Source organism: Vibrio sp. JZG120 (assembly GCF_053890955.1).
In genome coordinates this window covers 667505-693560 of sequence record NZ_JBSRRK010000001.1, presented here as the reverse complement: position 1 = coordinate 693560, position 26056 = coordinate 667505, and the positions used below count along the sequence as shown (strand labels likewise).

The window sequence follows — 26056 nt, the reverse complement described above, 5'->3', positions numbered from 1 at the left end:
CCCTTTTTCAGTAAACACTACTCACAAATCCTACCGCCTCATTGCGTTGAGAACAAACTTCCATATTCGTTATTTCAAACGTGCTTAAAAGGATGGTTATCTCGTCTAGTCTGTTTGTTCAATCAACGTAAATGGCGTCAACGACTCCACATCCACGTAATGCCTCCACACATGTTCGTAAAGGTGGTGTTGATTTGCAAACGGCGCTAGTCGTTTTGCTTCTTCAAGCGTACACCAACAATACTCTGTGTGTTCTTCGTTAAGTACAACCGATTGGTTAGGTGGACAAAACATTACGAAGCATGGAATAACCATGATGCGGTTATTTTTTGCTTCGTAGAACTGTTCTAGAAAGTCTGCAGTATGTAACTCAACATCGTCAATTTGCGTCTCCTCTTTCAGTTCTCTGAGAATAGTTTGCCATCCGGTTTCACCGGCCTCTACACCACCAGCAACATGGCACCAATAACCACCTCTAACACGTTTGAGCAACAGCATTTTATCGACGCCATCAATTTTAGAAATGACAACGCCAGAAGTATGCGTCGCTTGTACTGGGATCATGTATGCTCCTTAAATATCTAGATATTTCCTAGATGCGCTCCATGCGCGAATCAAAGATAGGGTTGCTTGAGACTCCATAGTCTACTGCTTATTCTCACTCTCGGCAGATGTGTTTGAATATCACGGATCATTTTGTGAGCTGAGTATGCTAAAGTGCGATCTGTCGCAACAAATGAGCAGTAAAATGTCTAATTCATTCAACACTCTGGTTCCCATTGGTGTGCGCTTTATGGTGCTCTCCGCATTCGGTTTCGCGCTAATGTCTGCCACAGTAAAGCATGTCAGTCTTCATGGTATTCCTGTATTTGAGATTGTTGCAGCGAGGGCACTCGTCTCACTTGTTATTAGCTATTTAGATGTTAAGCGAAAACGAATTTCTGTATGGGGCAATAATAAGCCATTACTGTTTGCGCGTGGCGCAGTGGGCACCATGGCATTGATGTGCGTATATTATTCGGTGACTACCTTACCTTTGGCAGAAGCGACCATCTTCCAATACATTCACCCAGTATTTACTGCGCTCCTAGCCGTCTTTTTCTTGAAGGAACGCATTCAACCATCGACGTTCCTTTGCATTGCCTTGTGCTTACTCGGCATCTATATAATGGTAAGTCCAGAAACAGGACAAGAAGCAGAGCGCACTTTACCTATGTTTAGCGTAATGATTGCAATCTTGGGCGCATTTGGTAGCTCAATTGCTTATGTCATTGTTAGAAAACTTAGCCAAACTGAAGATAGTTCAGTGATCATTTTCTATTTCCCTCTGGTTGCTCTGCCCGCTTCACTCTTACTGATTGGCGATGATTTTGTTATGCCCGACCTGTATCTGACTTTCATGTTGGTTTTGATTGGTGTATTCACCCAAGTTGGGCAATTGGGATTAACCAAAGCAATGCAAACTCAGCAAGCGGGCAAAGCGTCTGCTTACTCGTATATTCAGATCGTATTTTCTGTGTTGTTAGGCATCATTTTCTTCGGCGAAATCCCGCTCATCTGGACGTACATCGGTGGTGCACTAATTGTAGCGGGCGCACTCATTAACGTATTTGGCCACCATTTGCGATTGCCATTCGTTAAGCGCAGCGCTTAACCCTTCAGCCCCAAAGCGAGATAACACTAAAACGTAAAAAGCCAGAGTCGACTCTGGCTTTCTTTTTTATGTTTAACCTGACGTTAAGCGGATAATTTTAATCCAGCGATACCAGCTACAATAAGCAATAAACTCAGCAATTTTATTAGCGTCGCGGGCTCGTTAAATATGTAGATACTGACGATTGCCGTTCCAATCGCTCCTATACCTACCCAAACGCCGTAAGCGATACCGAGTGGTAGCGTCCTTAATGCAATTCCAAGTAACCAAAAGCTCAACACCATAAACGTAACGGTAAAGCCAGATGCCGCCAATTTGGTAAAACCTTGTGAGTATTTTAGTCCGACAGCCCATGCCACTTCGCATAAGCCAGCAATGAAGAGAATTCCCCAAGCCATGTCATATTTCCCAACGAGATGGGGTCGTCCCCGAGAAAAGATAGAGCGGTGAGGTCGTCCTCACTTCTTTGTAACTCGCTATTATATACAGAAAATTGAACGTAAAAAAATAAGGCCCTGATATTTCAGGGCCTCTTTACATAAAAATCGCTAGGGCTTAGCGATGATGAATACGGTACCATCCGTCAACGTAAAGCTAACCTCACTGGTTTTCTTTCCGATACCGGATAAACTGCACTCGTTATCGTTATCACACGGCGTATTTGAAATAACATTCCACACGCCATTCATCAAGCCAGAACCAGTAATAATCGCCGTCCATGTTTTACCATTGTTGATTGATTGTGTAGTAACTTCATCAGATGGTGGTGGCGCTTCTTGTCCTACATAACTTGCTTCCACATTCAAATTACTGTAACTGCTGTAAGCGTACACGCCAATGTGCCACGTTCCTTCATTCGGAGAAGTAATACTACATGCTTCATTACTGTTGCTACTGTATGAGCGACAATCGTAGCTGGTTAAACTTGGTTCACTTCCCAGCTTAACGTAAAGATCCGCATCGCCGTTTGCTCCCGATGTGGTAACAATAAAGTCTGAACTGTTGGTAGGCACATCAATCGTAAAACAATGCCACTCACCAGTAGATGAAGAGTCTATGTTGCTGGAAACACCATTGTTTAGGGCGATAGCCTCACACGTGCTAGATGGTGGCTCGACGACTCCGCCATCAACTGAAACACCGACCTGAGCAAAAGCGTCGGCTACATCATTCGCCGCCACGTTTAAGCTTTGGGCGGCCGCCAATACACCCGCAGCTGCAGAGTCAAACGTTTCGCTTGGCGTCCAGTAGTTCTGGTTAGCGTACGCAAAAACCTCGAACGCCTGTCGCGTTCCCCAATTGTACTCAACCGCCAATAGATAAAACGCTTTGTTAAACACACCACTTGAATAATGCACATCCATGCCACTCACATACTGAGACGCGTGATCAATTGAACGACCATCAAGGGGCGGATTATCCATGTAACGCAACGCCGCATTGGCAGCCTTTCTAATATCGTACCCAACTTTCCAGTCGTTAGAACCACGTGAATAGAATTCAGCCGCCTCACCTGCCATATCTGAGAAAGCCTCATTGATTCCGCCAGATTGCTCTGAATAAATCAGATCAGAGTTTTGTTCTGTAAATCCATGGCTAACCTCGTGCGCTGAGACATCTAAACTCACTAAAGGATAGAAATAACTCGCACCGTCGCCAAAAGTCATGCTTGAGCCATTCCAAAAGGCGTTTTCATAGCGTTTGCGGTAATGCACTCGCATTTGAAGCTGAAACGTTAAGGGAGCAGTATTCAGCCAATCTTTGTACATGTCGTATACCACTTTGCCAAAGTAATGCGCATCATTTAACGGGCTGTACGCTCCATTAATTTCTTTAACACTATTGGTTGGACAAACGAACGTATGTGTATTGCCAGACGTCCTACCATTCAAGTTAATGGTTTTGACCACGCCTGGAATATCCATCAAACACGTATCACCAGATTGCTGGACTAATAGAGACTCAAAATCCACACCATAGTGATAACGACCAATTTTTTGGTTTCCTCCCGGACCATTCGCTTCTACGTGCGCTAACCCCTCATATTGCAGCAAAATGTTTCCTGTTTTAGCATCAACAAGAAAGGTGGGACGCGTAGGCTTACCATCATGCTCATTATCAGCAAAAAACTGGACAATATAAGCTAAGTGCGCCACGTCACTTTTATCGACATAAATACGTAAACCTTGGCGCTGATTCTCTATTTGGTATCCGTTTTCTCGGTACGGCTTTTGCGTTGAAGACATTGCTTGAGAAAGCGACAATTTAGGCACCATATCATTGATGTCTCGGGCAATATCCTTTACGAGAGTGCCGTTGATATGCTTGATTTTGCCCTGTTTATCACGATGTACGACAATTTGCTTGCCCCAAATCGGGACGCCTTTAAACATCTGCTGATAACGACTATGCGTACCGCCGTTTTTACCTTGGTTGGTTTTCAGCTCTTGTAAACGATTTCCATTTTGTAAACCTAACACACGATCTATATTTTGCGTGGCTGCAAGGTTGCGTTTTTCTAAAGCAACAACAAGACCATGGTTTTGCTCTAGCCGTTCGGACTGAGCGGCGGATAAAGATGTTGAAAAAAGAAGTGGTGAAGCAAGCATTGCCGTGACAAATAGCCTGCTCTGATAGTTTGATACTGAACCCATCGGTTAGCCCCCTATTTTGCATCAATAGCAAAGCCAAACTGACCAGTTCTTATTTGTTTGTTTCTCACCCAAAAGTGAAGTCAAACTTATCGTAATCATCCCGCTCATTGATTTTAGCACACACAATCATACAGCTTATGTTTTAGTGCCATTTCATCTATTAAAAACGACACCGTTTTTTAACAATTTGCATATAACCTTTTGGTGTTGAAAGTGTTGCGTTTATTGCACAAATCACACAAAAACTAATTGAACATGTAAATATGAAAACGTTTGTGTGATTGATATCGCTTAAAACAATTACTGATGACTTTAATATTCAGCCGAATCAATTATAAGGTATGACGTACCCATGAAAACAATCAAAACCTCTATCGCTCTCCTTGTTGGCGCCGCTCTATTATCTGGATGTAATGACGACACTGAATACGTCAATGTTCAGCCTAAAGAAGTAAAAATAGCGACTTACAACCTCTCTTTTGACCGTGCAACTTTTGAAGCTTTAGTGAGTGAAATGCAAATTGAACCAGCGCAGCAAACTGTATTGGTTACTGCCTATTTAGACGGTTCTATCGCCGCTGAAGACAAAACCACTGCGGAAAAAGTCATTCAAATTCGGAACGTTGCTGCGATTATTCAGAAGAATCGCCCTGACGTTCTTATGATGGCGGAATACAACAACGACGGAACAGGCGAAAATAAAGCTGCCCTTGAAGGCTTCCAGAAGAACTACCTGTCTGTCGCGCAAAGCATCAATGGTGCAGGCGGTGAAGCGAACCTTGAACCTATCGAATATCCTTACGCGGAGTCTTACTCTACCAACACAGGTTTGCTAAGCGAGTTTGACCTCGACAACAATGGAACAGCAGGTCAAATGCCGGGCGATGCATGGGGCTTTGGCATGTACCACGGTCAATACGCCTTTGCCCTAATGTCTAAATACAAGATTGATACGGCAAATACGCGCACGTTCCAAGCGTTTAAATGGAAAGATATGGAAGGTGCGAAGATTCCAACCATTACTATCTGTGACGGCTCACAAAAAATTCCAGATGGCATGAAGTGTGGTGATGAGTGGTACTCTGCAGAAGAATGGGATCAAGTACGCCTATCTTCTAAAAACCACGTAGATGCACCAATTATCATTCCGACTCGCAATGGCGAGGAAGTTGTGCATCTACTGATGTCGCACCCTACTCCACCAGTATTCGACCCAGGTAAAAACAAAGCGCAAAACGCAGCCGAAGTAGAGTTCTGGCATCACTATATTCAAGGTAAAGACTATTTCTACGACGATGCTGGTAAGAAAGGCGGCTTAGCGAGCGGGGCTAAATTCGTAATGATGGGCGATCAAAACCTTGATCCAGTAGCCGGTGACGGTATTAGCTCTGTAATGCAAGAACTGCATAATGATCCATTGGTTAACCAAACCGTGATGAATGGCGAGCTTTATCCGACAAGCTTTGGGGCAGCCGAACACGCTGTTGACCGCAGCTCCACTCACCCATATCCGAATCGCATCACTTCGACGTTTGGCTTAGGTGTAGATTATGCCTTGCCTTCTGCAAACCTAAATGTGGTGGACTCTGGTGTATACTGGTCAGCTTCTTATGAAGAAGGTCGTAAGCTATTTAACGATGCGCGTATTGGTAAGTATGGTGATGGCAAAGATGTGTCTTCCGACCATCGCATGATCTGGATTAAAGCACAGTTCTAAACTGTGCCATTTAAATAAAAAAAAGCCAACCACAAGGATTCGTGATTGGCTGTATATATTTGTGAACAAAGTAGTTCACTAACAACGTCAGTTGGCTAGGTGACCCTCGGCTTAGAAAGGGTCACTCATACTAAAGCATGAGACGTGCCAACTTTGCAGCGCACAAAACAGGTTGTTATTTAACCACTTTCATTAAAACTTCACCAATAGCCACTGTTTGCTCGCGCAATGAATTGCAATTTGCAAATTATAATTGGCATTTCGCAATAGACTCTACCATTAACTTTTGTTCTATGGCTTCCTAGCCAAATCACGTGCGAGGATTAATGCGAGTCCGAATACTTGCAAGAAGAGCCCAATATTCTTGTACCAAGCGATCTTTTCATCTTGCTTTGCCATTACCTCATTGAGCTCTACATTCTCAATGTAATAGTCATCAATGCGATCTCTATACGAAGCTTGTGCTTGGTTTATCTTTGACATTAGCTGAGGGAGTTTATCTATTTGTATTTCATCCGATTCGTGATGAGTCCAAGAGGATAAGTGCCCTTCCAATATCTGTTCTATCTCCGAAGGTATCGCTGCGCTCTGACCTATGTGCAAGTGAAGCAGCAACGCCTCTCTTTTTCTTTCTAGAGTTTCAACGCTATTCCACGCGAGTTGGATGGAATACAAGTTTTCCGCCTTTTGCTCTGCGAGTTGCGAATACTGTTTGCCAAGCCTATCAAGGACCAAGCTAGTAAGAACGATAGCGCCAATATTCAGTACTAACCCAATCAGAACGAGTACCCATGACGGCGGGATATAGCTACGAAGACTTACCATAACTTATCGTACGGAAGATAAATCATATTCAGCACAACCAGAGAAAGTATCACTAGGAATGTCACCTGCATGCCCCTAACACGCCTTTTTAAGTCCTCTTTCAATATACCTCGAGCATGGATAATCCGACCGATCACGAAAATAATGCCTGTGAGATGTATCCAGGTTGGGTAAGTGCTATTGAATTCTAATAGTGCCATTAGAATCAGAGTAATGGGGATATATTCTGTCGCGTTACTCTGTGCACTACGAGCGATTTGGAGAGCCTCTACTCCTCCGTCAGCATAAGCAACCTGATTTAAGCGACGCTGCTTAATCACTTGAACGGCCAACCAAATAATCAGTATTGCAAGAATGCTAGCGTATAGAGCTGTGATCATATGTCGTCCTTTTTGATCCGGTTTTCATTATATAGCGTGTTACTTGGCTATAAATATAGCGGTATCCTAATGATAATGCGTCAGTTAACCTCAAATTATGCTTTGACTCGAATATAGAAAACGAGTAAGAGAATACTTTATGGAACTAAAAACGCCCTCGAATAGAGGGCGTCAGAGTGAAATCGTGAATATTCAAGAATGGTGCACTATAAAGGATGATTGGCCAGCTTTTTACGCTTATGCCCTTTGACAATACTTTCAAAGATTGTAAATAACAGCCCCACCCAAATAAAGGCAAAGGTCACTGCTTTAACTTCATCAAACAGTTCACCGAAAAACATCACAGCCAAAACAAATTGCAAGCTTGGTTCAATGTATTGCATTAAACCAACTGTCGATAAGTTTGTTATACGTATCGCGATAGAATAAAAAATCAGTGGTAAAAGCGTGATCGGTGCGCTGCCAAAGTACAAAAGCAATGTTGTGATATCTACGCCTGAAGCCAGCTCACCCACTGTCCATTGTTTGTAAAACAAATACGCTACGGCAACTGGAGTCAATAGTAGAGCTTCAACAAATAAGGTGGTGCTCCAGTCATATTTTATCTTCTTTTTGTACAACCCATACAAAGCAAAGAACAACCCCATCGTTAGTGCGATAACAGGCAACTGGCCATAATGAATCACTTGATACATCACACCAATTGTTGCTAGCACAATTGCGATGAGTTTGCCTTTTGATAGCTTATCTCCAAGAATAAACACGCCTAGTGCCACAGACACTAACGGTCCAATAAAAAAGCCTAAGCTTGCATCGATGACTCGATGGTGAGTCAAAGCCCAAGTGAACGCACTCCATGAAATACACATCAAGCTGCTCGCGACAAACGTGTACCACAAAGATTTTTTGTCACACCAGATTTCTTTCCAACTCGGTCCTCGACGGGTTATACCAAGCACAATTAAGAAACCGACAGGAACTGAGCCGATGATTCGCCATGCCAGCAACTCATCCATTGAAGCATTCGGTAAATAACGATAATAAATGGGTAGCAGCCCCCAAATTACAAAGGAGAATGCTGCCATAAAAGTGCCATAACGAGTGTTATTCATAAAACTATCGCTCATCTAAACGAATAAGTCAGCGCAAACAAATCGCGCTATGCATGATAAAAGGAACGCGATATCCCTGTGAATTTAAGATGCTGAGGGCATTATTGGTTCAACGCTTGTACTACTGCTGTAAACCCACTCACAAAACACAACATAAGTGCTCCAAATCGAATTTTTTCTTTTGGTAACGATTGGGTGGTTTTCATCGCGAGCCAATACCCAAGTGCTGCCGCAGGTAATAGCGGAATAGTAATCACCAAATGGTGTAATGTGAAGAAACCAGCGGGAATTTGAACAACGAGCGAAATGATGGAACTGAAAACAAAAAATGCCGATAGGTTACCACGTAACTGATTCGCTTCTTGATGTTGCAACAACAACGCCATCGGTGGGCCTCCAATCGCCGAACTGGTACCAAACAATCCAGAAAAGAATCCTGCTAATGTCATACGCGCAGGTGTGGGTTCAACCCGAAACGGTAAAACACTCACCACAACCGCGAATAACACCAAAAAACCAATCCAAAGTGTAAGGGCTTGAGTCGAGACAAAAAACAGTAGCAAGCCGCCAGCGACCGATCCGGGCACACGCCCAATCAATGCCATTTTTAAACCGCCGATTTCAACACTACTGCGGTGCTTCATCGCATTCATCAACGAAATAAATAACGCGACTAAACAGATTGGTGCAGGCACATACTCCGGCGCCCAAAGAATCAGTAAAGGTGCGGCAACAATTGCCAAGCCAAAGCCTATTGCGGTTTGTACATAAGAGCCAAGAAATATTAGCCCTATCGCAAGCAAGTTTATCGAATCGAATTCCATCTAGATTATTCTTATATTTGAAAGCCAAACACGAAAGCAAAGCACATTCGCACGATGAATGCGTCGAGTGTGTTGTGATATGAATCTCGCGTAGCATTCATCAAAGTGAACAAAAAGACAATCCATTTGTGCGGTTTGCCGTCACTTCTTTTCGTCTTTCATTCAGCCGATGTACGCGTATGCTTATATCTAGGCGAATTCATGCTCGACTGTTCATGCAGCATTTCTTCCACGGAATTAATGACTGCTCAAAAACGGCCGCATTAGATCTTTGAATCCTCCTCCCGCTCTATATAGGCGTAACCGATTCTCACTACGTCGGTATAGCACTTTATGACTCATCGCTTTATACTATTGATCATTTTGTCATTACCGTACTTATTTACACAACAACAAGTGTACGGTCAGTGTTACTTTTTCTACCTTTAACTTGCTGTGAAAATAATATGAGAAAACAAACTGGATTTACTCTAATAGAGTTAGTCGTAGTTATTGTCGTGCTTGGCATTCTTGCTGTCACTGCCGCACCACGCTTTTTAAACCTTCAAAGTGATGCGCGTGAAGCGCGTTTAGAAGGCATGAAGGGCGCGATTGCATCAGCGCTCGGTGTCGGTTATGGGAAAATGGCGATTGCAGGGTTGGAGAGCAAAGCATATGTTGCAAATTTTGATAATAAATTCACCAAAGCAGAGCTGCCTTTCGAAGGCTGTACTATTGGCGCCAACAAGCGATGCGTCTTCTTATACGGATACCCTGATGCAGATGAGACTGCTTTGGGGTTGCTTGTTCATGAACTTGAACATCAGTACGGTACAACAGATTGGAAAATTGAGGCTTTTGAAGATAAAAGGCTCGTAGCGATAATGGCAAGAGATGACAAGAGTGCGTCAAAAGAGAAGTGCAGTATCATTTATGGTCCACCACTTAGAGAAAACCAAGACTATACTCTAGTAATTAATCATTGTTCTTAAAACAACAGGGCTGCCCATCGGCAGCCTTATTTTTAATCTTATCGGGTTTGTTTACGCAAAGTTAAACACGTATTTATCCATCATATTCACCATACGGCCAATCTCTGGCTTGGTAATCGTATCATTTGCGCCAAGAGACAGTGCTTTGGCCCGGTTATCCTCACTCATCAATGATGAGAACATAATGATCGGCATTTCATGAAACGCTTCAGTATCGCGTAGTCTCTTCACTAAGTGCATACCATCCATTCGAGGCATTTCTACGTCTGTAACCACCGCATCTAACAGCTCTTTAACTGGCAAGTTTTCTTCTTTCGCGACCTCGATTAAGCTCATTAATTTCTCATGAGCCTCACCACCGTCTTTACAAGTGATCACATTGTAACCTGAAGAAGCTAATGTATCTTGAATCAAAGAGCGAATAAATGCTGAGTCATCCACCACCATGATCGTTTTAGCATTACGCTTACCCACCATTCTCTGGTTTAGATCTACCGACTTATCCCCTTTCACATCGTATTTTTCCATACTCAGCTCTGGGTTAATATCCGCGATGATTTTTTCAAAGTCGAGAATCATGATCAGGTTGCCTTCTTTGCGAACAACTGCCACTACACAATCTTGTTCGCCCGCTTCCAAAAACTGACTTGGTGATTCCACATCATTCCAAGAAATACGATGAATACGTGAAATACTATCAATCAGAAAGCCATTGGTCATTTTGTTGAAATCAGTAACGATAACAAACTTACGCTCTAGGTCCTGACGTGTTGGTACACCTAACCAACCAGCTAAATCAACTAAAGGCGTCAATACATCTCTGGACGAAAACACCCCGATCATGTGAGGTTGTGCGTTTGGATAATCGGTTGTCTCTGGTACGCGAATCACTTCTCGTACTTTCGCAACGTTGATGCCGTAATAACAAGTTTTTGTGCTGCCATCCGGCAATGTTTTTTCTAAATGAAACTCGATGATTTCAAGCTCATTGGTACCACTTTCTGTCAAAATGGTGCTGGTTACGTTACTCATAAAGCCAATTATCCAACCAAAATACGCATCAGAAAAAGTTTGATGCAAACGCCATGAGAAGCCATTCTCAGGCTAAAAATCCAAGAATCCTTTTTAGTCGTTACAACAAAGTTTGTAAACCACCAAAAGGACGGCCAACGCACATTTCCATATCAAACTGTGAAAAAATGTCTCATTTTTGAACAGGATAACATGAGTTAACTTAGTGCGAACTTACCTTCCCACTTTTAGCGGCCATTTCGATGAAAAGTTTAGGGTTAATATTGATGTTTTTCGTTGGCCTATCACTATACCCACACATATGAAATCCCTCGTGTATTGGCGTATTCGACAGTATCTTATTCAATTGTGCTCAGTGAATTTCAATTATAGAAAATGTCATTTTCCTTTCCATCAGAAAGGTTTTTCCTACAATCCCTCTTAATACAATCATATTGCGTTGGGCGGTATGACAGTTCGGATAGTAGTGAGGCTCCATTTGAATAGTGTTCTTATCATTGATGACCAACCACTTTACAGCGAAGCACTGACTTCTCTTGTTGAGAGCGTAATCAACACAGCCGAAGTCATTCAGTCGAAAGACAGCGCAGAAGTAATGGACTTAGTTCGAAATACAAAAATTGATTTTATTATTCTAGACGTTGTCCTTGGTGATCGAGATGGTATGCGTTTGGCGAAGAATATTTTAGCAACGGGCTATCAAGGTAAATTACTTTTCATTTCTTCACGCGACTATTCCAGCCTTTCTAAAGCGGCTTACGAGATGGGAGCTCATGGTTTCTTGAATAAAAACGAGACAAAAGAAGCGATTGCTGACGCGATTGTGAGTGTCTCACGTGGGTACTCTATGTTTAAGTCTACTCACGCTCCTTCTACTGGTGATGTCACGCTATCCAATCGCGAAGCCATGGTGTTCCACTACTTAGCTCAGGGCTATTCAAATAAACGTATTTCAGAACAACTATCGCTCAGCGCTAAAACCATCAGCACTTACAAAACTCGTATTTTGAAAAAATACCATGCAGATTCATTGATTGAATTACTGCATACGATCCCAAGCGCTGAAAACATTCAATGCGATCGTTAGTTCTTCATATATTTTGCAATGGCATCGGTTAATATCTGGTGCATTGCGTCGTGACGATGGCTTTGCTTCATCTGAAGTACAACCTTTGGCCAGCCATTGGGGTAATAAGATTCAGGAATACAAATAAAACGATATCCTTCGATTGGCGCCTGATACTCCAGAAAAACCGTCGCCGCCTTTTTTTGTTTGAGCAGCTTTAGCACACTGCTCACGTTATCTAGCGCTGCAATTCGATTGATCACCATACCGTGATTCTCCATTGCTCGTTTTGCAAGCTGCTCTTTCTCTTTCCAACCGATAATTTCAAGCATAATAAATGGCAGTTTGGCAGCCTCTTCAAGAGTGGTGATCCCAAGCTCTTCCGGAACAACAACCACAGCAGGCGCGTAGCCAATAAATTTCTGATGGATAGATTTTGGCAATTCATCATTGAAGTAATGAAGCTGGGCATCCACTTTGCCTAAAAGGATTTCGTCCACCGTATATTCCGTGATGGTTGCGACAGTAATATGAGCTTTAGGAAACAGCGTCATTAAATCCATCGCCAACAAGTGTCCAAATGAGTACTGAGCCGTTTGGGGTAAACAGACCGTTATATCCTTACTGTATTTTTCTGGTTTGAATTCTGATCGAACTAGGCATGTTTCTAAGTTATCTAATGCATCTGCAATTTTGGGTAGCTGACGCATCAGAAAGTTGGTGGGTTCTAAATGATGTGGGTGACGAATGAATAGTTCATCACCAAGCTGGATGCGTAAGCGAGCAAGATATTTACTGATCGACGCCTCACTCTTGCCCAAGGCTTTCGCTACGGGTTTAAGCTGACGATGCTTTTCTAGCAGAACCAGTATTTTTAATAGGTTTAGATCAAGGTCTTTGTTCACGATACAGTACCAGTTGGGTCTTATGCTAATCAGCAATCAAAGGAGCATTATGCATTGCTCGACTAATATAAAAGACCAAGGGTACTGCTTGGTCAAATTTATCAAACAGTTATGTCATGGTTATGTATTGTTGTCCTCAAACACGCTGTTTTTTCATTTCATATAACTCTTCATCTGCTCTCACGATCACCTCTTGCAGCGTTTCATCCTCTTCGCGCACAGCAACACCAGTACTAACGCTGATCTCTATATCTAATGTATTTAAACGATTGTGTTTAACAACGCCACGGAGCTTTTTCGCTAACATGGAAGCTTTGCTCATGCTGCATCCGGGCAAAATTACAATAAACTCATCACCACCAGTCCTGACTAAGTAGTCACTGTTCCGAAAAACCTTTCTCATTGAGTCTGCAATAATAACAATGACTTCATCGCCAACATGGTGTCCATAACGATCATTAATCTTCTTGATACGATTTCCGTCAATCGCAATGATAGAGTATGGTTCAACCTCCATTCGATGTTTAAACCGCTCTTCTTTAAATACTCGCCGATTTAATAATCCGGTCAAGTCATCTTGCGTTACATCACTCAGAGCATTTTCTAATTGAATTTTGCTCTGTTTAGATTCATTGGCTTTTCGATAATAGGCGAACGCTACGACAGAATAGATGACAAGAATAAAGCTGTAGTCCACCACTATTTTACTAAACGGATATTGGTAAATAACAAGATTATTATTGTCGGCAACATAGGATTGAGTGTAAGCAAAATGAGCTAAGGGGTAGCTCGGAAAGTAAATAATTATCTGCTTATTTCCGTTACTAACCTCTACGTCAACGGCTTTGCCTTCATTATAAAGCGATGATAAATACAGTTGTTCCGAGAATTCGCCGACAAGCTTCCCTCTATAGTAGACGGGACTCATGATACTTAATGCCATCTCATCTGAATACGTGGTTTTGAAGGGCTTAGAGATAAGAACTCGGTCGGAGAGCTGCTCTTTCCACGCGGCAAGAATACAAGCGGAATTCACTCTGCACCATTCTATATCAAACGTCTCTTTAGATCCCTCTAGAGCTGGGATTGGTCGTTCTAAGATGAGTTTGTCACTAGTGTAAGAACGAAAGTACAATATGGCGTCTTCTCTATCGTAGACATTGGACAAATGTGCTTCTGCTTGGTGTAGGGCTTTACGAGCAACAGTTTCTACATAATCTAGGTTTTTATACGGCCTTAAAGCATAAATTGCATCTTGAAAACTGAAGTCAGTCAGTACTTCTATTTGTTCGATGCTGAAGTTTTCATACTGCGCCAATTGAGCTTCGGTCAACAAGCCTAGCAGAATGACCTTCTGCTTTGTTTTTGCTAAATTGTTAGCGTACGTATTAAATTGCTTCTCCTCATAAGAGATGAGAACAGCACCAATCATGGTCACCGATACAATAAATAACAACATCGCAACCGCAAAAGAAGAAACAAAACTTCTTACATTCATAACACTTTATGTTCCTACTACTTTTGCAAGTTCAATAACATTATTCACATTAAACTTGTCTAGAAATCGACGTTTCTTGGTACTCACGGTTTTATCACTGATAGCCATACAGATAAGCATTTGATCATCAAAGATCAAACAGTTCAATTTTTTCATATCTTTACTTCAAAATAGTGATTACCTCTAACGGCATGGGCTTATCAATGTAAAAGCCTTGGCAGATGTCTATTCCACATTCGCGCATGGTTTTATAGGTTACTTCGTCTTCGACACCTTCGGCGACAATACGAATATTTAGGTTTTTCGCTAAAGCACAAATGGCGATGACAATGCTTTTCTTTTTCAGGTCTTCACTCGCTCCGTAGACAAAAGCGCGGTCAAGTTTGATCTCGTTAAAAGGTAACTTTGCCAACTTTTCAAATGTAGATGAGCCCGTACCAAAATCATCAATTGATACCGTGACACCTTTCATTCTGAGCTTGATGAGGTTTTTGTAGATAGATGTGCTAGCTTGGAAAGCTTCTCGCTCTGTAATCTCAATGGTGATTTGTGACGGGTCGACACCGCTCTCCGAGCATTGTTGAATAAAACGATGCGAGAAGTCAGGGTCGTTCAAGTTTTCGTGGTCGACATTAATCGAGACCTTTTGGGTTAATCCCCTATTTTTGATGTCATAGATTGTATTAATCAGCACTGATTGAAAAAGTTCAGAAGACAAATGGCATCGTTTTACGATCGGAAGAAAGTGGTTTGGTAACAACACGCCATAAATGGGATGCACCCAACGCGCTAACGCTTCATAACCTAAAAGCTCACCACTGTGTGCGTCTACCAAAGGTTGGTAATAATTCTTCACTCGCCCTTCACCCAAAGCAAATAAAAACTCCCGGTCTTGCAGTACGATAGGTTGAGCAAACGCTGTTTTTCGCGTTCTTTCATCTTTTATTTGGTTGAGGAGTTTAACCACTTGCATTTCGTCGTACGGCTTAGGCAGTTCTCCTAATATCTCAAAACTAAACCCTTCGCACATTTCTCGTACTGCCGAGATGATGCTCTGCTCCAACAAACTGACTAGCACGACTTGCCCGTGATACTGAATTTGGTCGAATACTTCCAAGATGTCGATACCGCCTTTTCCCGGCATCTGGAGATCGCAAAAGATCACATCAAAATATTGCTTTTGTGCACATTGAATAGCAGTGTCCACACAATTGAATGTACTGACTGACGCGCCACTATGACCCAATATTTGGGTAAGTATCTTGGTTTGTAGAGGATGACCATCAATCACCATCACATTAAGCTGTGTATTCATTTATCTCTATCCAGTAGTCTATATTTTCGATCTCCTGCTCGATTGGTTAAATTAATCCTGCCACTCGCTGATCAAAATCGACCAGCATTACTCAGCCTCAATGTAAAACTCCGTCCGCTTATCAGTTCTCAATAACTCTCACTATCAATGAGTTAAAAAAGAAACCACTGGCAAAAATGTGGCAACGGACAACGCTGTAATACGACTTATCGTACTGAGCATAAAGCCTTACTCAGATTGGGCAGTCAGATTAATTTGTGTCGGCTAAATGTCAAATTTCGACTAATAGCGAAATGAAATATAAATTACTGATATAAAGATAAAAATTTAAAATAAGTCAGAAAAAACCGACAAAACAATCCACCTTTGACTACACAATATTTGCGCTCAATATCTCACCAAAGTGAATACTTGTTGTAAGTCCGTTGGCGAGCATACTCAACAAATGTTTGCTTGCTCGTTTGTAAACCGTGGCTTTTTGTCTCCATCTTGAATGCTTCGCCTTCATTCCGTGATAAACTAGCTCATTAACACGAAAGAAACGCTCAACTTTGCGGTACAGAGCCACAAAAGTAAGTACGGTTTTAACACACTCTGTCTAAAACTATGCTGCTCGAAGCTCAAATTACTACTCGTACGCCCGTTGGAGCAGTAAGAAAATTAAGGTATTAAATTCAAATGGTTAATAACTCAATCCAGTGGTTTCCTGGCCACATGCACAAAGCACGTAAAGAGATCGAAGAAGCAATCCCACAAGTGGATGTGATCATCGAAGTACTGGATGCTCGTATTCCTTTCAGTAGTGAAAACCCTTTGATTTCTCAAATCCGTGGTGACAAGCCGGTCGTTAAAGTCTTGAATAAGCGTGATTTGGCCGATCCTGAGTTAACTCAATTATGGATTGAGCACTTGGAGCAAGAGCAACACGTAAAAGCAATGGCGATCACGACGTCAGAACCGCAAGAAGTGCATCGAATCATGGAGCTTTGCCGTAAACTTGCCCCACACCGTGAAGAGATCGGTAAAAACATTCGTACCATGATCATGGGGATCCCAAACGTTGGGAAATCGACAATCATCAATACTCTAGCTGGTCGAACGATCGCGGTGACTGGTAACCAGCCCGCGGTAACACGTCGTCAGCAGCGCATCAACCTGCAAAATGGCATCGTTTTATCAGATACTCCAGGGATTCTGTGGCCAAAAGTGGAAAACCCACACAGTGGCTTCCGTTTAGCTGCTACAGGCGCTGTAAAAGATACTGCGATGGAATACGACGAGGTTGCGTTTTACACCATTGAGTACCTAGCAGCCCACTATGCAGACAAGCTTAAAGAGCGTTACCAAATCGAAGAGCTTCCTGAATCAGATATCGAGATCATGGAAGAAATTGGTCGCCGCCGTGGCGCACTACGCGCAGGTGGACGTGTGGACTTGCACAAAGTATCCGAGATTTTGTTGCACGAACTTCGCCAAGGCACACTAGGCCAAATTACACTAGAGCGCCCAGAAATGATCACTCAAGAGCTGATTGAAGTCGAGATTGAAACCGCTCGTAAAGAAGAAGAAAAAGCGAAGCGTAAAGAAGAGCGCCGCAAGCGCTATCTACGTAATAAGCGATAAACTGATATTATCTTTTTCCAATCATATTTTAAGGCGCGATTTTCGCGCCTTTTTTGTTATCTAATGCGCCCATTTTTTCACTTTTCAAACTTTATATTCCTCATACAAAATCCAGATATGAAGCACGAAAAAAACACCGCAAAATCGCCGTATAAACTTTAAGCACAAACTAGTTTAGACCCCGGGCCCCTATAGAGTTACAGCCACCATCCAACCCTCAAATGTCGAGTTTGCAAGGGTCTGCAAACTTATGCAACCTGGTTAGTGACACTCTCCCCAAAATCCGCAATATGAATAAGTGTCAGCGCTGGCGTTTTTCCATATGAAGAAGAGATTTATTATGAGTGAAACTATACAAAGCAAACCACTTCCTTCCTTTATTGAGGAACGCCTAGATTTTCATATTCAAGATCTAATTGAACCGAACGAGAACAAAAAACACCTTGTTCTTGGTAAACGTCCACCATGTAATGCTATTGTTATGCAAAGCAATGATTACCTTGCACTGTCTCATAACAAGGAGATTCAAAACGCGCATCGTGATGCGATTTCTCAACACGATGACAACGTCGTGATGTCCGCGATTTTCTTGCAAGATGATGAGTCGAAACCTGCATTTGAAACTCAACTAGCCAGTTTTGTCGGCATGCCTAGCTGTCTGCTTTCCCAATCGGGATGGGCAGCGAATGTCGGTTTATTACAGACTATTTGTGCACCGAACATACCTGTGTATATCGACTTCTTTGCGCATATGTCTTTATGGGAAGGTGCACGTATCGCAGGAGCACAAATTCATCCGTTCATGCATAACAACACCAACCACTTGCGAAAACAGATTTCACGCCATGGTTCGGGAATTATTGTTGTGGATTCGGTTTACAGCACTATCGGAACCATTGCTCCTCTACGTGATATCTACGAAATAGCACAAGAGTTTGACTGCGGCTTAGTTGTGGATGAATCGCACTCGTTAGGTACGCACGGTCCGCAAGGCGCTGGGCTACTGCAAGAGCTGGATTTGACTCATATGGTGGATTTTGTAACCGTAAGTCTTGCAAAGACATTTGCTTATCGTGCTGGCGCAATTTTAGGGGCAGAAAAGCTGGCGAAGACGCTTCCATTTGTCGCGTATCCTGCCATTTTCAGTTCTACCGTGTTACCGCAAGAGATCATTCGGTTAGAAAAAACACTGGACGTCATAAAAAAAGCCGATGACAAACGGGAGATTTTGTTTAAAAGAGCGAAGTCTCTAGCCGTTGGTTTAAAACGTATTGGGTTTACTATTCGCAGTGAGTCGCAAATTATCGCGCTAGAATGTGGCAACGAAAGAAACACTGAGCGAGTTCGCGACTTTCTAGAAGAAAGGAATGTCTTTGGTGCAGTTTTCTGTCGCCCTGCAACAGGAAGAAACAAGAACATCATTCGTTTTTCTGTCAATGCGGACATGACTGCCGCCGAAGTCGATCACGTTCTTTCCGCCTGCCAAGAAGCGTTTGTTCATCCCGATCTAGAGTTTGTATAAGCTAGAGTGTAGGTAAAAATAAAGAGCTCAGCAGTTTTGCTGAGCTCTTTATCCGTATTCGCGTTATGATCAACTCGTCTCAAGATAACACAGTTGCGAGTGATTAAATCCAGTTTGCGATTTTGTCGAATAAGCGATTTTTATCCGCTGGTTTTACGATAAAGTCAGACATGCCAGAAGAGCCTATTTTGTCCAGCGTAACAGGTGAGCTATCCCCAGTATGCGCAATAATAGGTACCGACGCATAGTTTTTATCCGAGCTTCGAATTCGCCTTGAAGCTTCTACACCATCCATGATAGGCATCTCGATATCCATAAGAATGAGGTCAACGTTCTCTTGCTCTAATGTATCCAGTGCTTGCTGCCCGTCTTCTTTCTGAATCACTTCAAAGCCCTGCTTTTCGAGTAACATCGCGGTAAATTTTCGCAAAGATTCGTTATCATCCACGACCATAATTGTCCGCTTATTTGACGTATCCAAAGCCACTGAGGCCGTTGGTGTCGATACATAGCTTGAATCATACAAGAGACGGTCAATGGTTGGCTTAGTATTCAATAACCAGGCTTGAGTCTCGACCCAAATAGGCTCATATGCCGCTTTGCATGCTCTCTGTGTCGGGTGATGCTCAAAAAGATAAACGATACGAGCTTCCGTGAAAGACAAAAGAGATTCTAATCTATCCAATTGGTTTGCTCTTGCATCCAAGCTCTCAAGATCGATAAAAATCAGGTCGAATTCGAACTCATACTCTTTCTTTTTGAGCACTTGATTAACATCTAAGATCGTTGATTCAAAACCCATAAAACGGCTAATGTCCGTCACTTTCGACACAAGAATATCTTGATTAGTCACCGTTAGGATGGTTTTGAGTTTGGTCAAATCGTTTTTAATTTCAGTCACGATATCAGATGTGATCGGCGGGAAAGTTAACGTGAACTGAGACCACTCACCTAGCTGAGACTGGCATTCAATGTTACCTCCGAAAGAACGCATCACTTTTTTACAAAATGGCAAACCCAAACCATAGCTGCCTGACTTACCAGTTGTGTAAAAGTCCTGAAATATATTACGTAGGACATCAGGAGCAATGCCTGCACCATTATCGGTTACAACGATTTGGTTTGAGTGCTCCGTACTCGTCATGGAGACATGTATGTGGAAATCTTCAGATGTGCGATGATGGAAGGCGTTCTTGAAAAGGTTATACATAACGTATTTGAGTAAGGTATCGCTACCAAGAAAATCAAACTCACTTCTCGCATCTAGGGATATAGCAAAGCGATCCGTCGCACGCTTATAACTAAAGCTTTCAATCGCTTTTTCAACCACTGAGTGAGCAGAATGCTTTTGGAAACTGGATCGCGAGACACGGTTTTCGTCTATCGATGTCAGAAGTAAATCTATCGTCTCGTTGCCCGACTGGATGATGTTCATCGCATCCTCACTAACTTCGCGCAGCAGGGTGACATCCTCTCCGCTCATCAGATATTGGTCTTTCTCGGCTTCTTTTTTACTGGGTAAGACTGATTGGATAACATCGATTGACGTACAAAGGCCACTTAAAGGGTTACGCATTTCATGCGCAATTCCGGCCCCGAATGACTTGGCCAACGACACTTTCGCTTCGTGCTCTACTTGGTTCCGAAAGTAGAATAAATTGCCAAATACATAAATAAAGAGAAAGATTGGCACATGCGTCCAGTCCATTGTTAAATCGAGATGAAACCCTTTCGCTACCCAAGCAAAGAACGTCGCTAAACCTATTCCGGCAAAAGTTTGAGCGAACATAACTCTTGTGACATGAACCAATAGAATGTGCAAGAAAATCGCGGACATAAAGGACATGACCCAAACATTGGACCAGTCATTCATCAATAACATATAGAAAAAGAAAAACGGTAAGCAGATCGTTATCGTCACTTGGTAGTAAATATGGATATATTTTCGCCACGTTGACGACAAGCGGTTTCTAAAAATGATGCCAAAGAACAATAGTGAACAAAACAGTCTGAGCGGCAAGTTTTCATAAGCCTGTGGGAAAACAAAATCCCAAACAAAGTAGTACAGCGGAAAGCCAAGAAACCCCATCCAACCAACGAGAGTCAGGTTGGGTTCTGCATATTGATAAACCTTACGTATCGAGTCCATATTATCTATTTTGCCTACTCCGCCTGACGTCCCAATAGTGTGATTTGCATTCATTCTTATCGTTTTATTATTAAGTAATTATATATTACTTAACGCTTATAAGCAGCGCGAAATGGCGCAAATATTTCGCGACGCTTGTCTTTAATTTCAATCTTTTAAGATAGCGACACTTGATTTACAACCAAATAAATGAAGTTGCATATAGTTTAGTGTAATTTTGCGATAATCGCGTTGTATCCTAAGGGATGTTAATCTCATATACGTTCGAGACGTTTAAACAGCGCCTTTAGCTCGAACTTCCAAAGATTTAACGACAGCATTCACTGTGGATGTAACGCGGTGATGAACAATTGGCTTGGAGTGTGTTATGGAACCTTTACAAATAAAAAACGTAATTTTTGATGTGGGAAATGTATTAGTACGCTGGTCTCCGGTAGAGATTGTTCGCTTAACATTTGGTCACTCAGTAGAAGCGGAAAAAATGGCCCAGTTGCTGTTTTCATCACAAATCTGGAAAGACTTAAACAAAGGAATCATTTCCGAAGAGGAAGCCAAACTGTGCTATCAACGTGAGCACAAAGTGACAGCGGAAGAAATGGACCGCTTTTTTTACTACGTAAAACATACACAAATATTACTTTACGGCAGTGTCGAACTGCTAAAAAGAATAAAAAGTGCAGGATATCGCGTTTATGCGCTCACAGACAACGTCAACGAAATTGTTGAGCATCTTCGTGCTACCTATGAATTCTGGCCGCTGTTTGAAGGTGCAATCATCTCTTCTGAAGTGCAGTTACTAAAGCCACAAGCTGAGATCTACCAAGCCCTACTTTCAACATATCAGCTTCAGGCCGAGGAAACGGTATTTCTTGATGATATGCCATACAACGTCGAAGGGGCCCGAGCGGTAGGCATGGAAGCCATTCAATTTGAAAATGCTCAGCAATGCGAGTCAGAGCTAAAAGCCATGGGGCTTTGCTTTTGAGTCGCCCACTGAAACACAAAACTTTAGGGCAGGCACAAAAAAGAGCAGCGTTGATGCTGCTCTTATTGCTAAGCTAAAACGTCAGACTAGGAGTAAATAACGTTTTCTTCTATCCCACTGACTAGTGACTGAGCATTCTTCCAACGGAATACCTTCTCCAATACTTCTGTACCACCTGGCGCACGCCAAGTTCGCTCTTGACATTCTTGACCTCCAATATGGCGGTAGAATTCAATTGCAGAAATGTTTTGCGATACGACTTCTAGATAAAGACCAGTGTCTTTAAAATACTGTTGTTGCCATTCTGCGACAGCAAGTAATAGCTGCTTGCCAATACCACGACCGCGGTAGCTGTCATCAACATGCAGTGCGTCAATAAAGGTTCCACGCTCGAAATCATGGTTGCCAAACACACAAACGAAGCCGAGCAACAAACCACCCTCTTCCGCCAAGACAATGTGCTGGTTGAATGGTGGGTTGGTCAGACGGGTTTGCCAGATCAGTAGTTTGTCGTCAATCGCCTCTTTATCAAGATAGTTATCACTAAGAATGCCACGGTAATGACGCTTCCAACTATCCGCATGAAGATGCGCAATGCGCTCGTAGTCCTTATATTCCGCTAATCGTAAATCCATTACGTATTCCTATTTTCTTACATTTTTTGCTTCTTTATAGAGTCTCGGCATATTCCACCTTTATAACACTTGTTTCTTGGCAGATTTTATACACCTTAAGCCAGAGCTCATTTTTTAATACTACTCATTATTCAATTAAAAGCAAAATATCCCATCAAGTTCCTTAATGTACATCCAAAGGAACAGTCACATTTGTCTAACTTTAATTTGACTTACACGTGTACGCTGATATTCTGGCGAACAGTTGTTAGCTCAAAGTTAGGAATACACCTGTGACTCAAAACAAACCACCCATTATCTGGTTGAATACGTTGATATTTTCTTCCAGTTTTGTTCTGACTTTTATTGTAATGCCTTGGTATGCATATCATTTTGGACTGGGTTGGGAGCATCTAGTTTGGGGAGTGATGGCATTCAGTTTTACGAATCTTTCTATTACAGCAGGCTATCACCGACTCTGGAGCCACAAAACATACGAAGCTCATCCAATTTTACGTGCTATTTTTGCGATTGGAGGAGCATTTTCTTTGCAAAATAGTGCATTACACTGGTCTTCTGATCATCGTGTACACCACAAGCATGTCGACAATAACGACAAAGATCCTTACTCAGCGAAACGTGGCTTTTGGTATTCTCACATTGGCTGGATGTTACGCGTCTACAACAAATCGCAGGAAAACGAATACACCAACTGCCGCGATTTAAAACGTGACAAAATCGTCATGTGGCAACATAAGTACTATGTTCCACTTGCTCTACTCACCAATATTGGCTTTCCGGTCGCTCTTGGAATTATCTACGGCGATATTTGGGGTATGTTATTAGTAGTTGGTGCCGCTCGACTATTTATGAGCCACCACACGACCTTTTTCATTAACTCACTTGCGCATGTTTGGGGAAAGCAGACTTTCACGGACAAAAACACCGCTCGCGACAACGGCGTGTTAGCGTTTTTCACATTTGGTGAGGGCTACCACAATTTCCATCATATCTTCGAGAATGACTATCGTAATGGTGTGTATTGGTGGCATTACGACCCGACCAAGTGGTTGATTAAGTCTTGTTCTTGGCTTGGACTCACATCTAAGTTGCGCACAACGCCTACATTTAGAATTGAAAAAGCTCGCGCAACTCAACTCTTGAAGAAAGCAAAAGAAAAACTGGGAGCAAAACCGAATACGCAGACGATTCTCGATCAGTTACAACACGAGTTTGATGCGCTAGTTCATCACATGCAGGAATATTATGAGATGCGAAAGGAAGTACTCGGTGCAAAAACAGCCAGTGTGGTAAAAAAATACGAGTGCTCTGTGACAAAGATAAAGTATCAGCAAATCAAAGCGGAGTTCGAGCGGCAACAACGCAGTTGGAACCTCATGGTGCGCCGATACGCTTAACTTAACCCATCCTTACGATTTAGCTTCGCTTCGGCGAAGCTTTTTTGTTGCAAGGATTATTACCCTCTTCCAACTCACTGAGTTGTTTCTTTTTCTCATTTTGAATCAATTCCCTCACTATTTATTCAAATTTCTGGTCATATTTTCCTTCCTGCAAACAGCTTCAAACCAGCACATAACACTTAGAAAACCAAATTCCAACAATACAATCTAACGAAATTAATTATTAAATTATTATTTGTCTCAGATCATACAAGCCCCATATTTGTCTCGTGCCACAGTTAAGAATTCTGTAAATTCCTTGTCATAAACTGAAACAGTTTCTTTCTTTTTTTCATAACATTCGGAGATCCCTATGTTAGAGCTCTTAATTGGCTTAGTTGTCACCATTGCTGTGGGTTACTTTATCGTCAAAGGCTATAAAGCAGCGGGCGTGTTACTGACGGCTGGTATTGCTTTACTTCTTATGACTGGCGTATTGGGGCATGACGTGCTGCCCTCAAAAATCACCTCAACCGGTAACATGGTGACAGACGCGCTAGAATACGTGAAATACATGCTACAATACCGCGGCGGCGGCCTTGGTATGCAAATCATGTTGCTATGTGGCTTCGCTTCCTATATGACTCACATCGGCGCGAATAACGTTGTAGTGAAACAGTTCTCTAAACCGCTTTCTGTTATCAAGTCTCCTTATGTCCTTTTGGTAGCGGCTTACATTGTGGCGTGTTTGATGTCTCTTGCGGTAAGTTCTGCAACTGGCCTTGGCGTACTATTAATGGCGACATTGTTCCCAATGATGGTCGCGATGGGGATCTCTCGTCCAGCAGCGGTTGCAGTTTGTGCCTCTCCTGCGGCAATCATTCTTTCTCCAACCTCTGGTGATGTGGTGATCGCCGCCGAAAAATCTGGCTTGGCGCTTGATGTGTTTGCGGTACAAACAGTGTTGCCTGTTTCTATTTGCGCAATCATCGTGATGGCTGCCGCGGCTTTCTTCTGGAACAAATACTTAGATAAGAAAGAAAATACGCCAATGGAAAAAATTGACGTATCAGAGATCAAAGCCGATGCACCAGCGTTTTATGCGGCACTGCCATTTCTACCTATCATCGGCGTGTTCCTATTCAACGGTCGTACCATTCCAGGACTTAGCCTAGACATTTACACTATTGTGGTCGGTTCGATTTTCCTTGGCGCTCTGATCCATTACGTTGTAAATAAGTTTGATGGTAAGAAATCACTGGAAGATTTAGATTCTTGTTACGCTGGCATGGCTGACGCGTTCAAAGGCGTTGTGATGCTTTTGGTTGCAGCGGGGGTTTTTGCTCAAGGTCTAATGTCTATCGGCGCTATCGATAACCTACTTCACCTTGCAGACAATGCAGGTGCAGGCGGTGTTGCTTTAATGCTTATCCTTACTGCATTGACAGTTGCAGCAGCAATTGCAACGGGGTCTGGTAACGCGCCTTTCTATGCATTTGTAGAGTTGGCACCATCTTTGGCTGCGAAAATGGGACTAAACCCAGCGTTCCTAATTATCCCGATGCTTCAAGCATCAAACCTAGGTCGTACTATCTCACCAGTGTCTGGCGTAATCGTTGCGACATCCGGTATGGCGAACATCAGCCCGTTTGAGGTTGTAAAACGAACATCTGTTCCGGTTCTTGCTGGTCTTATCACAGTTATAATTGGTACTATGGTGCTTGTTCCAATGAGTGCCTAACGGCATCGCCAATATTGCTTATCGACAAGGCCCGGCTTCTAGCTGGGCCTATTTCTTTCATCTCTCCAG

23 protein-coding genes are annotated in these 26056 nt (G+C 42.6%); 9 read left to right on the top strand and 14 right to left on the bottom strand.

All coding sequences use genetic code 11. The features are described 5' to 3' along the window. Window positions 1–105: 105 nt before the first annotated feature. On the bottom strand, window positions 106–564 hold the full coding sequence (locus ACWPOD_RS02935) for an NUDIX hydrolase (RefSeq protein WP_167427443.1): 459 nt from the start codon (window positions 562–564) through the stop codon (window positions 106–108). A 184-nt stretch (window positions 565–748) separates the two neighbouring features. Between ACWPOD_RS02935 and ACWPOD_RS02930 the strand changes: the two genes are divergently transcribed. Next, window positions 749–1654, top strand: coding sequence for a DMT family transporter (locus tag ACWPOD_RS02930; RefSeq protein ID WP_167427442.1), 906 nt, complete (start codon window positions 749–751; stop codon window positions 1652–1654). A gap of 83 nt (window positions 1655–1737) precedes the next feature. Here ACWPOD_RS02930 and ACWPOD_RS02925 read toward each other — a convergent pair whose 3' ends face one another. After that, window positions 1738–2052, bottom strand: coding sequence for a DMT family transporter (locus ACWPOD_RS02925; protein WP_005395239.1), 315 nt, complete (start codon window positions 2050–2052; stop codon window positions 1738–1740). Between the two features lie 150 nt (window positions 2053–2202). Then, window positions 2203–4308 (bottom strand): M4 family metallopeptidase, encoded by a 2106-nt coding sequence (locus ACWPOD_RS02920; RefSeq protein WP_456231547.1) that lies wholly within the window; start codon window positions 4306–4308, stop codon window positions 2203–2205. A 352-nt stretch (window positions 4309–4660) separates the two neighbouring features. Between ACWPOD_RS02920 and ACWPOD_RS02915 the strand changes: the two genes are divergently transcribed. Next, window positions 4661–6025 carry an endonuclease/exonuclease/phosphatase family protein gene (locus ACWPOD_RS02915; RefSeq protein WP_167427440.1) on the top strand — a complete coding sequence of 455 codons (1365 nt, stop codon included), beginning with the start codon at window positions 4661–4663 and terminating at the stop codon, window positions 6023–6025. 291 nt (window positions 6026–6316) lie between these two features. Here ACWPOD_RS02915 and ACWPOD_RS02910 read toward each other — a convergent pair whose 3' ends face one another. The 4 genes from ACWPOD_RS02910 to ACWPOD_RS02895 form a co-directional block, all read right to left on the bottom strand. Then, window positions 6317–6850, bottom strand: a complete 534-nt coding sequence (locus ACWPOD_RS02910) for a DNA mismatch repair protein (protein WP_167427439.1) — start codon at window positions 6848–6850, stop codon at window positions 6317–6319. Next, a complete protein-coding gene (locus tag ACWPOD_RS02905) occupies window positions 6844–7230 on the bottom strand; it encodes an MAPEG family protein (RefSeq protein WP_167427438.1) in 387 nt (128 codons plus the stop codon). Before ACWPOD_RS02905 ends, ACWPOD_RS02910 begins: the two co-directional genes overlap by 7 nt. Before the next feature lie 206 nt (window positions 7231–7436). Continuing rightward, window positions 7437–8342, bottom strand: coding sequence for an EamA family transporter RarD (gene rarD / locus ACWPOD_RS02900; RefSeq protein ID WP_167427437.1), 906 nt, complete (start codon window positions 8340–8342; stop codon window positions 7437–7439). A gap of 101 nt (window positions 8343–8443) precedes the next feature. Continuing rightward, window positions 8444–9166: a sulfite exporter TauE/SafE family protein gene (locus ACWPOD_RS02895; protein WP_005395248.1), complete on the bottom strand. Its 723-nt coding sequence runs from the start codon at window positions 9164–9166 to the stop codon at window positions 8444–8446. A 446-nt stretch (window positions 9167–9612) separates the two neighbouring features. Here ACWPOD_RS02895 and ACWPOD_RS02890 point away from each other — a divergent pair, with 446 nt between their 5' ends. After that, complete coding sequence (locus ACWPOD_RS02890; RefSeq protein ID WP_074190600.1) at window positions 9613–10137, top strand: prepilin-type N-terminal cleavage/methylation domain-containing protein; 525 nt, start codon at window positions 9613–9615, stop codon at window positions 10135–10137. Window positions 10138–10188: 51 nt separating this feature from the next. On the opposite strand, the gene ACWPOD_RS02885 is transcribed toward ACWPOD_RS02890, so the two are convergent. Beyond that, window positions 10189–11169 (bottom strand): chemotaxis protein, encoded by a 981-nt coding sequence (locus ACWPOD_RS02885; RefSeq protein ID WP_025998672.1) that lies wholly within the window; start codon window positions 11167–11169, stop codon window positions 10189–10191. A gap of 478 nt (window positions 11170–11647) precedes the next feature. Here ACWPOD_RS02885 and ACWPOD_RS02880 point away from each other — a divergent pair, with 478 nt between their 5' ends. Next, window positions 11648–12256 carry a response regulator transcription factor gene (locus ACWPOD_RS02880; RefSeq protein WP_167427435.1) on the top strand — a complete coding sequence of 203 codons (609 nt, stop codon included), beginning with the start codon at window positions 11648–11650 and terminating at the stop codon, window positions 12254–12256. Here the strand turns inward: ACWPOD_RS02880 and ACWPOD_RS02875 are convergent. The 4 genes from ACWPOD_RS02875 to ACWPOD_RS02860 form a co-directional block, all read right to left on the bottom strand. Further along, window positions 12253–13140: a LysR family transcriptional regulator gene (locus tag ACWPOD_RS02875; RefSeq protein WP_134645616.1), complete on the bottom strand. Its 888-nt coding sequence runs from the start codon at window positions 13138–13140 to the stop codon at window positions 12253–12255. The genes ACWPOD_RS02880 and ACWPOD_RS02875 overlap by 4 nt on opposite strands. 136 nt (window positions 13141–13276) lie before the next feature. Next, window positions 13277–14638 carry a GGDEF domain-containing protein gene (locus ACWPOD_RS02870; RefSeq protein ID WP_258639712.1) on the bottom strand — a complete coding sequence of 454 codons (1362 nt, stop codon included), beginning with the start codon at window positions 14636–14638 and terminating at the stop codon, window positions 13277–13279. A 6-nt stretch (window positions 14639–14644) separates the two neighbouring features. Continuing rightward, complete coding sequence (locus ACWPOD_RS02865; RefSeq protein ID WP_456231668.1) at window positions 14645–14794, bottom strand: hypothetical protein; 150 nt, start codon at window positions 14792–14794, stop codon at window positions 14645–14647. A 4-nt stretch (window positions 14795–14798) separates the two neighbouring features. After that, window positions 14799–15953: an EAL domain-containing response regulator gene (locus ACWPOD_RS02860; RefSeq protein ID WP_456231546.1), complete on the bottom strand. Its 1155-nt coding sequence runs from the start codon at window positions 15951–15953 to the stop codon at window positions 14799–14801. 678 nt (window positions 15954–16631) lie between these two features. Here ACWPOD_RS02860 and ylqF point away from each other — a divergent pair. Continuing rightward, window positions 16632–17576 (top strand): ribosome biogenesis GTPase YlqF, encoded by a 945-nt coding sequence (gene ylqF / locus ACWPOD_RS02855; protein ID WP_005376521.1) that lies wholly within the window; start codon window positions 16632–16634, stop codon window positions 17574–17576. Between the two features lie 340 nt (window positions 17577–17916). Further along, window positions 17917–19098, top strand: coding sequence for an alpha-hydroxyketone-type quorum-sensing autoinducer synthase (gene cqsA / locus ACWPOD_RS02850; protein ID WP_447820088.1), 1182 nt, complete (start codon window positions 17917–17919; stop codon window positions 19096–19098). 103 nt (window positions 19099–19201) lie between these two features. Here the strand turns inward: cqsA and ACWPOD_RS02845 are convergent, their stop codons facing one another. After that, the gene (locus ACWPOD_RS02845) at window positions 19202–21247 is read right to left on the bottom strand and encodes a response regulator (RefSeq protein ID WP_006742321.1); all 2046 of its coding nucleotides are present in this window, start codon (window positions 21245–21247) and stop codon (window positions 19202–19204) included. Window positions 21248–21614: 367 nt separating this feature from the next. Here ACWPOD_RS02845 and ACWPOD_RS02840 point away from each other — a divergent pair, with 367 nt between their 5' ends. Then, the gene (locus ACWPOD_RS02840; protein WP_074190595.1) at window positions 21615–22232 is read left to right on the top strand and encodes an HAD family hydrolase; all 618 of its coding nucleotides are present in this window, start codon (window positions 21615–21617) and stop codon (window positions 22230–22232) included. 86 nt (window positions 22233–22318) lie between these two features. On the opposite strand, the gene ACWPOD_RS02835 is transcribed toward ACWPOD_RS02840, so the two are convergent. Further along, window positions 22319–22867 carry a GNAT family N-acetyltransferase gene (locus tag ACWPOD_RS02835; protein WP_005398196.1) on the bottom strand — a complete coding sequence of 183 codons (549 nt, stop codon included), beginning with the start codon at window positions 22865–22867 and terminating at the stop codon, window positions 22319–22321. Window positions 22868–23139: 272 nt separating this feature from the next. Here ACWPOD_RS02835 and ACWPOD_RS02830 point away from each other — a divergent pair, with 272 nt between their 5' ends. After that, window positions 23140–24264 (top strand): acyl-CoA desaturase, encoded by a 1125-nt coding sequence (locus ACWPOD_RS02830; protein ID WP_456231545.1) that lies wholly within the window; start codon window positions 23140–23142, stop codon window positions 24262–24264. Window positions 24265–24619: 355 nt separating this feature from the next. Next, complete coding sequence (dcuC, locus tag ACWPOD_RS02825; RefSeq protein ID WP_005398199.1) at window positions 24620–25987, top strand: anaerobic C4-dicarboxylate transporter DcuC; 1368 nt, start codon at window positions 24620–24622, stop codon at window positions 25985–25987. Window positions 25988–26056 lie beyond the last annotated feature (69 nt).